This is a genomic window from Mesorhizobium sp. WSM3626 (genome assembly GCF_000513935.1).
Classification (GTDB): Bacteria; Pseudomonadota; Alphaproteobacteria; order Rhizobiales; family Rhizobiaceae; genus Mesorhizobium; species Mesorhizobium salmacidum.
The window spans coordinates 1-13,160 of record NZ_AZUY01000053.1; the positions used below are offsets into that span (position 1 = coordinate 1).

Annotated in this window: 9 protein-coding genes; 7 read left to right on the top strand and 2 right to left on the bottom strand. The window is 60.0% G+C overall.

Annotation, left to right across the window (positions count from 1 at the left end):
* Window positions 1-2,833: 2,833 nt before the first annotated feature.
* The 3 genes from M653_RS0126600 (at window position 2,834) to M653_RS0126620 (ending at window position 5,363) form a co-directional block, all read left to right on the top strand.
* Entirely contained in the window at window positions 2,834-3,061 is a 228-nt protein-coding gene (locus tag M653_RS0126600; RefSeq protein WP_156938285.1) for a hypothetical protein, read from the top strand.
* A gap of 87 nt (window positions 3,062-3,148) precedes the next feature.
* Window positions 3,149-3,340, top strand: a complete 192-nt coding sequence (locus tag M653_RS0126605) for a hypothetical protein (RefSeq protein WP_051442818.1) — start codon at window positions 3,149-3,151, stop codon at window positions 3,338-3,340.
* 1,366 nt (window positions 3,341-4,706) lie between these two features.
* On the top strand, window positions 4,707-5,363 hold the full coding sequence (locus M653_RS0126620) for an outer membrane beta-barrel protein (RefSeq protein WP_027146056.1): 657 nt from the start codon (window positions 4,707-4,709) through the stop codon (window positions 5,361-5,363).
* Between the two features lie 801 nt (window positions 5,364-6,164).
* On the opposite strand, the gene M653_RS0126630 is transcribed toward M653_RS0126620, so the two are convergent.
* Entirely contained in the window at window positions 6,165-6,641 is a 477-nt protein-coding gene (locus M653_RS0126630; protein WP_027146057.1) for a DUF2269 domain-containing protein, read from the bottom strand.
* Window positions 6,641-7,927: an SDR family oxidoreductase gene (locus M653_RS0126635; protein ID WP_027146058.1), complete on the bottom strand. Its 1,287-nt coding sequence runs from the start codon at window positions 7,925-7,927 to the stop codon at window positions 6,641-6,643. Before M653_RS0126635 ends, M653_RS0126630 begins: the two co-directional genes overlap by 1 nt.
* Window positions 7,928-8,336: 409 nt before the next feature.
* Here M653_RS0126635 and M653_RS0126640 point away from each other — a divergent pair, with 409 nt between their 5' ends.
* The 4 genes from M653_RS0126640 to M653_RS0126655 all read left to right on the top strand — a co-directional run bounded on the left by M653_RS0126640 (window position 8,337) and on the right by M653_RS0126655 (window position 13,159).
* Entirely contained in the window at window positions 8,337-9,383 is a 1,047-nt protein-coding gene (locus M653_RS0126640; protein WP_027146059.1) for an NAD(P)-dependent alcohol dehydrogenase, read from the top strand.
* Window positions 9,384-9,773: 390 nt separating this feature from the next.
* Window positions 9,774-10,685 carry a sugar ABC transporter permease gene (locus tag M653_RS0126645; protein ID WP_245262372.1) on the top strand — a complete coding sequence of 304 codons (912 nt, stop codon included), beginning with the start codon at window positions 9,774-9,776 and terminating at the stop codon, window positions 10,683-10,685.
* On the top strand, window positions 10,685-11,584 hold the full coding sequence (locus tag M653_RS0126650) for a carbohydrate ABC transporter permease (RefSeq protein ID WP_027146061.1): 900 nt from the start codon (window positions 10,685-10,687) through the stop codon (window positions 11,582-11,584). Before M653_RS0126645 ends, M653_RS0126650 begins: the two co-directional genes overlap by 1 nt.
* Window positions 11,585-11,629: 45 nt before the next feature.
* On the top strand, window positions 11,630-13,159 hold the full coding sequence (locus M653_RS0126655) for an extracellular solute-binding protein (RefSeq protein WP_027146062.1): 1,530 nt from the start codon (window positions 11,630-11,632) through the stop codon (window positions 13,157-13,159).
* Window position 13,160 lies beyond the last annotated feature (1 nt).

Here is a 13,160-nt window from a genome sequence, read left to right on the forward strand (position 1 = left end):
GTTGCGGCACGCGATACCGCGGAAAGGTCTCTGGCCGAGGCCAGGCAGACGATTGAAGGGGAGCGGCGGAAAATCGGGCTCCTGGAGCGTGATATCGCCGGGGCNCGTCAGTCCATCGAAGCGCTGGAGGCGAGCNCGAAGCTGGCAGNAACAACGCGGGCCGGCGCCATTCAGGGCAGCCAGCTTGCTGAAGTTGCTGNAAGGCAGGCTGGCGAGGCCCTCGCACAGGAACGCGAAAGAGCAAACGCGCTGGCGAGTGATCTTGCAACTGCTCGGCGGGAACGCGACGCCGCAAAGGAGGAATTGGCCCGGATATCGACGGCGTTCAACGAGGCGGCGGATCAGGAGCGCAAAAAAACCATTGACCTGNCACGCGACCTCGCTTCGGCNCGCAAGGACNTCNACNNCNTCAAGCGCTGGGNTGAGCGCTGCACCTCGCATATCGAAAACNNGGCAAAGGCACNCCCCNCNGATCGCGCANGNGCACATGCGCCCCGGCGCAGNTCGCTTAACCNGNGGCAGCAGNANGTCGGCAANGCGGAAGTGCCCAANTCGCGGGTCGTTCGNCTGACGACGATCACGCTGCCAGACGCGCTGCTTCCCACGCGACCCCCGNNTGAGGGGTTCAGTCAATGACAGNCGAGGATGGAGGATTGCGATGAGCAGATACGTCGCGGCCGTTTTCTCGATTGTAATCGCGACTCAACCTGCCATGGCTATTGAGGCAGGAGTTGGGGCCAAGGCCGGCAATGTAGGGGTTGGTACCAGTGTGGGCGTCGGCCAGAGCGGGGCGTCAATCGGTCTTGGCGCGAGCGTCGGCAGCGTAGGGGCCGACACCGGAGTTTCGGTCGGAACAGGCGACGGCTCAGTAGGCGCAAGCGTTGGAGCCAGCGGCCAACGCAGTGGGCAAGGCGCCTCGTCCGAAAGTACCCCAGCAGGCGCTCCTCCAGGCAATACCCCTGGTCATCCCGCCGCCACGACCGCCACGACCGCCCCGGCCGCAGGCGTGCCACAATTCATCTCCCTGCCACGCATCCTCCGGCCGTATGGCGGGGGTGGTCGCTCATCGGCTGTGACGGCAATCGAAGCTATACCGGGCACGCCGAGTGCAATTGTTCGCGCCTGCCGTAAGGCGATTGCGTCGGCCGCCTTTCCTTTCGGCGTCGTGAGTATACATGCGACGAGCGCAGGTTCCGCACGCCGTCTGAGCCGAGGCGCGGTCTCGGCCCCGATAGCAGTTCGCATACATTATAAAAGGCAAGGTGGCGCCGAGATCCGGCAGGCGCGGATCAGATGCCACCTGGACGCAACGGGTAAAGTGATCAGGCTGACATAGGGGTTGTGCCTTGTGCTTCGCTTGCACCCTAGTGCGACAGAGTTCGCCGATATTGAGACCTCGGACCGACGCCCGGGCTTGATGCGCGCCAATGGCGCCGAGAAAAATCTCGCCGAACTCCTTGAGCTTGGCGGTGGACCTGGGCTTCCCGTCACCATCGATACCGATATCGTCAGGCTGGTGACTAAGCCGCCGAGGCCGAAGGCGCCACTGATGGACAAGGCCACACAGAAGCCGCCATCAAGCGGGACGTCTTACCCGCCTGGAAATAGCCCGCAATAGGTCGGCTTCGTTCGTGATCCCGGCATCGAAAACCTGGAACACTTCCCTAGCCAGGGATTCCCGCTGTTCCCTGTCTTTTTTGGCTAGACGGCGCTCGCTACGCAGCCGATCGAACACCCGCTGGAGCTTATCCAGATCAGCGGGGCAGTAGACACCACTGTTGCTCGACCAAGGCATTGCCGCCGCCCTCAGCGCGGCTTTGATAAGACACGGTTGAGGCAGCAGGAACCCGCTCCACAACTCTACACGGAGCGGGTTCCTATTCCCATTCCTGACCACAGCGCGGGCTCAGGCAAGCGCTGCTGCGGCCAATGGGATTGCTGAAAGCATGTTGCCTGCCGCGGCGGGAACGCAAGTAAGTCTTCCGGATAGCATAACCGCCGAATGGAGGAACTCCTCGGCACGAAGAGTTGCCGACTCCTTGACCGGGCCGTCCTATTCCGGACAGCGCGGTCAAATCCACCCTGACTGCGCAGGCGGCTCCGGCAAACCCCAGCCCCCCGCCCACTGTCGGGGCCGCTATGCTCATAATCTTGCGGGCCTATCTAGACAGGCCGGGTCGTGATGCAGGATCGCGTCGATAGAGACTGTCCACCTCTTCACCCCGCGATCCTTGCCGTCCTTAGGCCATGATCCTTCTAGGCAACGGCCATCTATCTTCCCTACCGGCCGAGCGGCTGCTCGGAAAGCGAGACCAGTTCGGCTTAGTCGGTCACGCCAGTTCACGGGAAATCGACAACTGGGGGCCGGCAATCATTTAAGTCCCCAAACCCCCCGCCTACTGAGCGTCGTCGATCTCTTTCAGCCTCCCTCCCTACAGGTCGGGTGTCACTGTCCGCAGCCGCGAAGGCCGGAATTGCGTAAGGGCGAGGAACAAACGCCAAGCCGCCATGTTCGGGGCTATGGCACTCTACTATTTCGATCTGGACGACAACGACACTATCTTCCCGGATGATGATGGGATCGATTGTGAAGGCCTCGCCATTGAACACGAGGCGATCAAAGCTCTAGCAGAGATAATGGGAGAGAGATTGCCTGACGGCGATTGCCGCCAGCTAGCCATTACGTGCGAGATGAGGGCGGGGATTTGGTGTTTCGGGCGAGCATCAAGTTCGAGATCGAGGCGAAACGTTTCCCAGCACGGCGCATCTCGCCTGACAGTCGCGCCTGAAGGACATTAACTGAGTGTGCAGTCGCTCCCTTGAAGCCCCGCCTTTGGCCGTCATATTCCCGCATATGCCAGATAAGGACAGCCAACGCCCTTCCATCTTCGACCTCGACGCCCTGCGAGAGGCTTTTATGAAGTCTGTTTGCGAAAACAATGTCTCGCCTTCCGAATGGGGCGAACCTGCCGAACGATTCATTCAGGGGCTTGCGGATCACAAGTTTACGGAAGCAGCGGTTAGCCAGATCACCGGAGCGCCGGACGATACCCAGCCATAAGTCCGCAACGGACGAATCCCACTTGATCTAAGATTGGGCAGCCACATAAAAATCGACGTTTCCCGTTGCTTTCTAGGGAGGCATGCGATGGATAACGTGGTTCCGTTCCGCAAGGTGGCGGCGCGCGTCGAAGTGGCGGAACCCAGCGGCGAATGGTTCGTCCGCGTCATCGAGAACGACCAAGAACTTACCCGATCATTTGAACTGGAATCATTCGCGCTGTCCTATGCGGAAGGCCAGCGGATACGGCTAGGATTGCATAGGATCACTCGGATATAGGAATTAACAAAGCTTAACAAAGCCCCGGCGCTCGGGTCTGCGCCGGGGCCGAGTTGGGCCTCAGCGTCGCGCGATCAACAGGCAGAGCTGGCGCAGGTCGCGGTCATAAGTGCCCTCGCTGCTCAGGACGTCGGCACAACAGTTTCTCTGGTGAGCGAGAGCCGAGGTTAGTTCTGAAGAAGACTTCCGAAGCCTTAAGCGGTACTTAAAATGATTTGGATTGGTGCCGGCCGCTGAGAGGCCGCTCAAGCAAGCTGCCAAAAACTAACCGGTGTGGCAACGTCCCGCTCCCGCCGCCCCATTCACGGCAGCGGCGGGCGTCCCTAGGGATGAACCAGGGCCGGCCCGGGGCGGGTGACCCAGGCTGATAGGAGGATGCAATTTCGGTGCCGAGGGCACTGTGCCGCCATGAAACACCAACGAAAAAGCCGGCCTGAGGAATCGCCCGCCGCATGCTCAACATGCCGTGCCAGACGGGTCAATTTCGATGCGAAAAAGCCCGCCACCTTTCGGCAGCGGGGAAGTTTTGGAGTGTGCTGGGATCAACCAGCATAGGTCAACGAGTGGCGGCGGCGTTGGTTGCGAGGGATTGACCACATAGAGGTCGAAGCTATGTCCTGAAATGTCGTGTTCTGGAAAGCGGTCGTGCATGCCCTCTCGCCTGGTCCTGGAATACCTTGCCATTGGGATCATGATCGTATTCGCGTTATGGGTCATGGTACGCACTTGGCCAGAGTTAATGATGTGATCCCTTCTTAGCATGGGCCTGCCGGCCCCACAGCACGCCGCCCCATTCACGGCAGCGGCGGGCGCTCTAGGATGTAAAGCACAAGCCCGGGGGGCGCTGGCGATCCAGGCTGAGGCCAGGAAGCAATCTTGCGGTGGAGACTGCGCCGCCGTGGAACATCAAACGAAAAAGCCCGCCGGCGGGAGCCAGCGGGCTTTGAGACGTGTCTGGCCGGCGTGCTGCCGAGCCGCGAGATAGTCAACGCCCTCTACGGGCCGCAACCGATCCACGAGGCCGAGGCGCTGGCGAAGGCAATCATTGAGGCCGTCGAGAAGCGGGATGAAATGGGGGCGGGCAGTGTATGCCTACTCTGTCAAACCGCATTCAAAATGCACTATGGCCTCGAGGATCGTGCGGTAGAGGCTCTCGACTTGCTTCGTCGGTCTCGCTCGCTGGTGGCCTCATTAACTTCGTTGCCTTGTCCCCTGTGAGCAGCGTGGCTGACTTGCCCTGCTCGCGGCGCTCGGTGCCAATGATGTCCATCCCCGCCTAAGGACTGAGGCTCGCGGGTGTGGCTCTTCAGCTACATACAAATTTTGCCGTTGATTCGATAATAGGCGCTTCGGCTAGGGGACTACTATGAAAGCTCTGTTGCTCGCTTCCTTGATTTCGCTTTCGTTCAGCGCATCGGCCTTATCGGCCGATCTCATCACAGCTCCCGTCGATACCACGCAATGGACTTGGCAAGGGCCATACGCGGGCGTGTTTGGCGCGGGGACGCTGGAACATTACAAGATCAGTGAACCGACTATCGGTGCCAGCGCTACGCACAGCGTCGGTTCGGCAACCATTGGTGGATTTGCTGGCTATAATTTCCAGTCGGGCAAGGTTGTCTACGGCATTGAAGGCGAGCTTGGCTACCGCTTCAAGAAGAACACGTTTGGCGACATTCCCGGCCCCGGCATACTAGACGCTTCAACTGGCTTGTTCGGCTCGTTGAAGGGACGCGTCGGGATGGACATGGGAGCTTATATGCCGTTTGTCACGGCCGGCGTCACTGCTGCAAAGCTGAAAACGTTCTTTCCGGGTGGGGACGCGGAGCGCGATGCAACTGTGGTGGGTGGTCTCGTAGGCGCCGGCATCGATGTGGCGCTGACCCATGAGGTATTCCTTCGCGGCGAGTACGATTTCTCCTTCTTCGGTAAGAAGTCGCTCGAATATTGTGGCGGTGGATGTACCCTCGACCATACCCTTCAGACACATGATTTCCGCGTCGGCATCGCCATAAAATTCTAATTGTTCGCGCATCGGCGGTGGCGCCAAACTTCAGTTTCGTTGATGACGAAGAGCGGGCCATCAAGCTATCGCGGATCATCCAGCGGCAGGTCGACTGGGAACTCCGATGGCGCACGCTCCGGAGAGTTCGCCGCCGAATTAGGCCGACGCAAGACTAGGCATCACTTGACGAAGCCTTTCGACGGCCCGGGGTCATTGGGTCATGGCCAAGGGCATCAATATCGGCGATGAGGTCGCGATAACCGCAACCGTCCGGCGGCGGGTAACTGAGGACCGCGTGAGCGTTTCCATCGCTTCTTATGGACAGCCGCATTCGATTTGCGACCAAACAACGAAGGTGCAGAACGGGCAGCACATCGAGCTGATTGGCAGCGTCACCCAAATCCGGGCGGGACCTGCAGTTCGCATAATGTCTTCGGTTCCACATGCGCCTCCTTTACTACTCCATCCAGAGGAGGGGCGGCTCGGGTTCCACAAACAAGAAAGCCCGCTGCCTCGGGGAGTGCAGCGGGCCCTTGGCGCTCGGAGTTGAGGGGTCATCTCCATGCTGAGCGGAACAATCCGCAGATAAGAGTTTGGTTCCGATGAATGCTCCCGACTCACCCTGATCTGCACTAAGGTCCAATAACCTCCGACCCGGCAATGTTTTTCTGGCCTGCAAAAAAGATGCCCACCGGCCGAAGCCAATGGGTAAACTGGAGATGACGTGCATGTGACTACAGAGGGATTGCCGGTGCTAATCTGAAGGTAGAGCAGCACGCCAAGAGCGCCACCAGGCCGCGTTCGCGCCCAAATGATAACTCAGATCCATTCGATGACGGGTCGCGTAATCATCAGCCAGAATATCGCGGTCACGGCTGCGAATGCTGGGAAGCCGAAGATAAACCACAGCCGGAACAGTCGACTGTAGCGCTCAGGTGGAGGCTCGCCGGATGCTGCTGCCTCTGCCGCCAGATTGCGCATCGTTATTTGCATCCAGACGACTGGAAGCCAGAACAGACCGGTGACGATGTAGAGCAGAATCGACAGGGCAATCCAGCCCTCCCAAAGCGAATAGCCGGCTTGCCAGGCGAGCGCGACCCCCGTCACAGGCTGCGCGACAACGGCCGTGGCCGTGAACACGAAATCCGCAATGACGACGATCCGGGCTACTGCGGCAATCGTCGCAGCATTGCCTGTCCGGTGCGCGAGCAGCATGAAGAATGCGATACCAGCGCCCGTGCCGAGTAGGATGGCGGCCCCGATGATGTGGAGGAACTTCAGCAGGAAATAGACCATCAGCGCTCCGCCAGGATCGCTAGCGCGACGAAGTGCACGACGAGGATTGGCAGGATCTTCATCAGCGGACCGAGCGGCTCGTTCCAAAGTCCCGGACGCAAGATCGTGCCCGAAACCCCATAGAACAACGAGATCCCGATCGCTGCCCAAAGTCCCAGCCGGGCAGTTGGTCGCCAGGCAATCAGCGTGCCCACCGCAATGTCGGCAAGCGCGCCGGCCACCACTGTCGGCTCGGCCAGTGCGCTGACTGCCGTATTGCTCAGAAGTTCGACACCGCTACGCCACCCGGTGGTAAGCGAGATGATGCCAGTCATAATCCAGAAAAAAGGAAGCACGACGAAAATCGCTGGCTTGACGAAATAGAGGCGAGCAAACCATCGTTCCTGTACGGTCGCGGGGTTGGTCGCAAGTGTGCTTGACAGGCTCGACGGCTGGAGCCCGGTCATCCTCATCCACGGCTCAGGGTCGCCCGTCGCACCTCGCGTGATCTCCTTCGCGGCGTTGGTCCGCATCGGTGGCCGCCATCCGAGCGCGCCTGCCAGATCGCCCAAGCGGTAGAGCACCCTGGAAGCCCCGCCCGGAATGACAAATTCTCGAGCTTTTCTCCAGCCGAACCAGCGACGATAATGGTCGATGACCTCGCTCATCAAGAGTGCCTCGGGCCCGGCCAGTTCCACCGCCACACGGGAAGGACTGTCGGGGCGCAGAAAAAATTCGACCGTGGACACGACGTCTTCGAGTTGGACGACCTGGAGGCGCCCGGTATTCGGCATCACCGGGAGAAGTGGTAAAGCGGCCAACCCGCGAAACAGTGCGCTCGCTCCATAGGCGGGTCGTCCGAGTACGACAGCGGGCCGCAGTATGACCCAGTCAAGATCAAGGGCCGTTAGCGCTTCATCCCCCGCTAGCTTGCTGGACGAAAACGGGGAGAGCTGTAGGCGGTCCACCCCAATTGCAGAGAAATGGATGACCTTCGTGACCCCTGTTTGCGCACATGCCTTGAACAACGCCGCTGCCGCGCTCTGGTGAACCGCGCGTGGGCTATCATGCAGCCCTTTTTGCAGGACGCCGACGCAGTTGACGACGGCATCGACACCTGACAAATGGCGATGCCAGTCTGCCGGATCCAAGGCCTTCGCGATGTCCAACACAATCTCGCGGCTCCCTGAAAAACAGCGCGATCCGTTGGGCCGAACAACACGATAGACCTCGTGTCCTTCCTGGCTAAGCCGCGCGCATACCGCAGCACCAATGAGACCAGTTGCGCCCGCTACCAAGACTTTCATCGCATGAAACCTGGCATGGAGATCAGGCCGCAATGCGTATTGCTTGGTGGCTGAACCCCAACATAGCTGACGAGGGGGGCGGCCATCAGGGTCGTTCGAAACTCGAAGGAGTGTTCCAAGATTTCCTCACTTTTGGCGCAACCGCAACCCGCTGCTAACCAACAACGTCTCTTGCGTTCAGTTCCGCCGGAAAATTGGGTAGCGCCTGGAAGGAGTGGTCGACCAGCCGGGCATACACGATCGCAGGACCGTGGAAGCCTTCTTCGCTTGTCCATATCGACGCTGACCAGCAGAGTCCGATAGATTGCCAACGGCGGTCCATATCCAACCAGCCATGGCTTGGCTGTTCGACCAGGGCGGCAGCCGGTCCTAGGCGAGAGGGGCAATTGGCTAGAGGAGATTAACGTCGATGACGAAAGTTCGCGCCCTTGTCCTTGAACGTCAGCACCAACTCAAGCTGCGTGATGTCGATCTGCCGCAGACAGTGGGTCCGGGCGAGGTTCGTATCAAGATCGATACGGTCGGTGTCTGTGGGTCCGACGTGCATTACTACACCCATGGGCGCATCGGCCCGTTCGTGGTCCAAGCGCCGATCGTCTTGGGCCACGAAGCCGCTGGCACCATCGTGGAAACAGGCGAAGGCGTCGAGCATCTGAAGATCGGCGACCGCGTCTGCATGGAACCAGGCATCCCGGATCCCAATTCGCGAGCGAGCCGGCTCGGCCTCTACAACATCGACCCGGCGGTCAGGTTCTGGGCGACGCCGCCGATTCATGGCGTATTGACAGCCCATGTCGTTCACCCCGGCAACTACACCTTCAAATTGCCCGACAATGTCAGCTTCGCCGAGGGCGCCATGGTCGAGCCCTTCGCCGTCGGCATGCAGGCTGCGGCCAAGGCCAAGATCGCGCCGGGTGACACAGCGGTGGTGCTTGGGGCAGGGCCGATCGGCACGATGGTGGCGATTGCCGCCCTTGCCGGCGGCTGTGCCCGCGCCATCGTCGCAGACCTCGCTCAACCCAAGCTCGACATCGCCAAAAGCTTCAAGGGTGTGGTCCCGGTCAACATCCGCGACAAGAACCTAGGGGCGGAGGTGAAACGCCTGACCGCCGGCTGGGGCGCCGACGTCGTCTTCGAATGCTCCGGGTCGCCCAAAGCATGGGAGACGTTGCTCGATCTGCCGCGACCCGGCGGCGCCGTGGTGGTGGTCGGCCTACCGGTGGCGCCGGTGGCGTTCGACATCGCTACGGCCTCGACCAAGGAAATCCGCATCGAGACGGTCTTCCGCTATGCCCACCAATATGACAGGGCGATCGCGCTGATGGCATCGGGTAGGGTCGACCTCAAGCCGCTGATTTCGGCAACCTTTCCCTTCGAAGACTCCATCGCGGCTTTCGACCGCGCGGTCGAAGGCCGGCCGGCGGACGTGAAGCTGCAGATCAGACTGCCGGATTAAGGCGAGCGCCGGGCTAACAGATTTGGCCCGCCTCCACTCTCATTGATGCGTCCACGCCTGGTGAACTGGTCGGCTATTGGTAGTTCCCCGTCTCCATTGCGATCACCACCATGTCGGTGATCGCAGTTGCAACTGGCTCAATGCAGCGATGACCCCGATGCAGACGGTCTCCTGCTTCCGTCGCGTTCCAGAAAACAATCCCTGTCCGGCTGTGATGGACGGCGTGCGAGGGCAGCGTCCGCCGACATGGATCTGACTTGACAAGTCAACACGCGTCCCACACGCTGCCTTAACAAAAGGCACAACAAACTTACAAAAGTTCAAGTTTGCACGATCTGGCCGATAGGGAGAAAGGCCAATGCATCTCTCTCACCAAGCGGAGATTTGCCCGTGAGCACGGCAACCTTCACGCAGGAGGGGTCCAGCTGGGCCCTGCCCCGGTTCATGACGGCCGAGCATCCTTTTCCCTGGCTCGCGCCAATCACGGTGATGCTTCTGGTTTTCGGCATCTATCCTCTCGCCTATTCGGTCTGGCTGTCGTTTCACAAACGCAATGTCGTTTCCCGGCAGCTTGATTTCGCGGGAGTGCACCAATGGGCGCGCGCATTTTCGGATACGCGTATGTGGCACTCTTTGGAAACGACGCTGATTTACACCTTCGTCGCACTGGCCGTTCAGCTTGCACTCGGCATCCTCATTGCGCTTCTGCTTGATACCGATCGCAAGGGCTATGGGATACTTCGGGCGCTGATGACGCTGCCGCTGGTCGTGCCGCCTGCCGTGACAGGAATGATGTTCTTGCTGATGCAGGACGGCTCTTTCGGTGTCCTGTCGTTCTACCTCTACGCCCTCGACCTGATCTCGCCGGCGCAGCCGATCCTGACGCAGCCGGTTACCGCATTGCTGGCGATCCTGCTGGCAGACATATGGCAATGGACGCCATTCATGGTGCTCATCATCCTGGCGGGCCTGCGCGCGCTGCCGAAAGAACCTTTCGAAGCCGCAGCGATCGACGGGGCCAACGGCATCCAGACATTCTTGCGGCTTACACTGCCGATGCTGCGCAAGGTGATAGCGGTCGCCGTACTGATCCGCGGCGTCGATCTCTTCCGCATCTATGACTACGTCTACATCATCACTGCCGGCGGGCCAGGCACGGCTACCGAAACGCTTTCATTCTATGCCGGCCGCATCTACTTCACCGGAGACTTCCCCTACGCCGCGACCCTGTCGCTGATTGTGCTGGTTGTGCTGATCGCCGTGTCCAACGTCTTTGTCAGGCTTTTCAAGGTGAGGTTCTGATGGAGCCGTCCCGCGTCCAGATGATCACCCGCGACGTGCTCGCCGTGTTGGTGGTGGCGATCTTCATGTTCCCGATCGCCTGGTGGGCTCTGTCCTCCGTCAAACCCTATTCCGCGATCTTCGACCGCAGCGGACCGGTCTACACCGGTTTCACGCCGACGCCGGACAATTACCGCGTGACGCTGCTTGGCGTCTCGCGCGTCGACATAGGCATGGAACAGGGCGGCGAGGCGGCGGGGGTGATCAAGGGGGGCGCCAGTTCCTACGATTCCCGCCAGTCGCTTCTCGACAGCGCGATCATAGCTGTCGGCTCGACGGCACTGACGCTGTTGCTGGCGACACTGGCCGCATATTGTCTGTCACGAATGCAGTTCAGTGGCCAGCAGTCTTTCCTTTTTTGGATCCTCTCGCAGCGCTTCATGCCGCCAATCGCGATCGTCATACCGGTCGTTTTCATGTTCCGGGATCTCGGATTGCGCGACACCTATACGGGGCTGATCCTCGTTCACAGTTTGATCAACCTGCCGCTGGCCGTCTTGCTTTTGAAGTCGTTCTTCGACGATGTCCCGCGCGAGGTCGACGAGGCGGCACTGATTGACGGCGCTACGCGCTGGCAGACGTTTCGACGTGTGGTCGTTCCCATGGTCAAAGGTGGCATCGCCGCGACAGCTGTGCTGTGTTTCATCTTTTCATGGACCGAGTTCCTGCTCTCTTTGTTCCTGACAACGTCGATCCGCACTGTGCCGGTGAAGATCTCGACTTTTGTCACCTCGACCGCGACCGAGTGGGGCTACATCACAGCACTTGGCACGTCCGCGATCATACCCAGCTTCATCTTTATCCTACTGGTTCAACGGCATCTGGTCCGGGGCCTCACCCTCGGATCGCTGAAGGAGTGAGGCCCGAACGAGAAGAATTAAACAAATCGCAAAGGAGGAACGATCATGAGCTTCAGAGATCACGACAAGAAGACATTCATCGCCGATACCTGCAATGACTTTACGGCGAACCGAATGACCAAACGCGACTTCATGAGGAAGATGGCGCTGGCTGGCGTTGGCTTTTCTGCCTTTGGCTCGGCCATGCTGGGCGGCGGCCGCTCCAATCGCGCCGGGCTGGGCCTGGGGGTCGAAGAAGCCCGCGCCCAGGACACGGATATGCTGAAGTGGCTGGCCGATGTCGGCAAACCCTATGCCGGCACGAAAATCCGTTACACTTCGGAAGCGACGCCGCCAACGATCGTCGCCAACCAGCTCGTCGCGGGTGAGTTCACCAAGGCGACCGGCATTGAGGTCGAGGTCGAGATCGTCCCGCTGGAACAGGTTCTCGCCAAGGCTACGCAGGACGTACAGGGCCAGCTGGGCACCTATGACGTCTACTATCTCGACCAGTCCTGGATGGCGACGTTTGCTCAGGATGTCATCGATCCGCGCGAATACTACGGCCAGAACAAAGAACTGGCGATGCCAAACTTCGACTGGGACGATTTCTCCAAGCCGCTTGTCGATGGCATCGCTATGTATAATGGCAAACAATGCGGAATTCCCTTCGATATCCCGATCTTCATCCTGATGTATCGGAAAGACCTTTTCGACAAACACAACATCGCGTTGCCGACAGACCTCGACGCCTATCTCAAGGCCGTGCAGGCGCTCACAGAGGCAGAAAAGGGCAATGGCATCTTTGGCACGGCCTGCCAGGCCAAGTCCGGCCATTATTCGCTCGAATGCGACTGGACCTTCGCACTGTGGGGGCATGGCGGCTCGATCTTCAACAAGGACAAGAAGTTTGTCGGCAACGACGAGCGCGGGGTGGCCGGGCTAAAATTCTACCAGGAGCTGGTCAAGAACTCGCCGCCCTCCGCCACGACATGGACCTGGGATGGTCAGGGGCAGGCCCTGACACAGGGACAGGCCGCCATGGCAATCACCTGGGGCGAGGATTTCCCCGGCTTCGATGCCAACGATTCCAAGGTCAAAGGACTGTTCGAGGCTCTGCCGGCGCCCAAAGAGGTCCCCGGCCGTCGCGCCGTCGCCGATTGCGGCTTCAATGAGATCCCGGCCGTCGGCCACCAGGGCGGTTCCACGATCTCGCTGTCGCAATATTCCAAGAACAAGGAAGCAGCATGGCTGTTCATGCAATGGGTCTGCTCGAAGGACGTGATGGCACGGGTGTCGACGCTGGGCGGCGGCGCCTCGCCGATGCGCAATTCCTCCTTCACCGACCCTCGGGTCAAGGCGAAAGCCGTTGTTGGACCGGGCACCACACGCCATTTCGACGCGATCAAATACACCATCGACAACCAAATGGGATCGGAGCCGGACATGCCGATTTGGGCAGATTTGTCGAACAATGACATCCCGGTTGAGCTCGGCAAGCTGCTAACGGGCCAGGACTATGGCGGCGACGCCAAGGCATGCCTGGATGCCATTGCCGGTATTGTCGACGGCAAGGTCAAGGATGCCGGCCTTTAGC

Bases quoted from the DNA above. Each gene is read 5' to 3' on its own strand.
- M653_RS0126605 (WP_051442818.1), top strand. From the start codon at position 3,149: ATGGATAACGTGGTTCCGTTCCGCAAGGTGGCGGCGCGCGTCGAAGTG.
- M653_RS0126620 (WP_027146056.1), top strand. From the start codon at position 4,707: ATGAAAGCTCTGTTGCTCGCTTCCTTGATTTCGCTTTCGTTCAGCGCA.
- M653_RS0126630 (WP_027146057.1), bottom strand. From the start codon at position 6,641: ATGGTCTATTTCCTGCTGAAGTTCCTCCACATCATCGGGGCCGCCATC.
- M653_RS0126635 (WP_027146058.1), bottom strand. From the start codon at position 7,927: ATGAAAGTCTTGGTAGCGGGCGCAACTGGTCTCATTGGTGCTGCGGTA.
- M653_RS0126640 (WP_027146059.1), top strand. From the start codon at position 8,337: ATGACGAAAGTTCGCGCCCTTGTCCTTGAACGTCAGCACCAACTCAAG.
- M653_RS0126650 (WP_027146061.1), top strand. From the start codon at position 10,685: ATGGAGCCGTCCCGCGTCCAGATGATCACCCGCGACGTGCTCGCCGTG.
- M653_RS0126655 (WP_027146062.1), top strand. From the start codon at position 11,630: ATGAGCTTCAGAGATCACGACAAGAAGACATTCATCGCCGATACCTGC.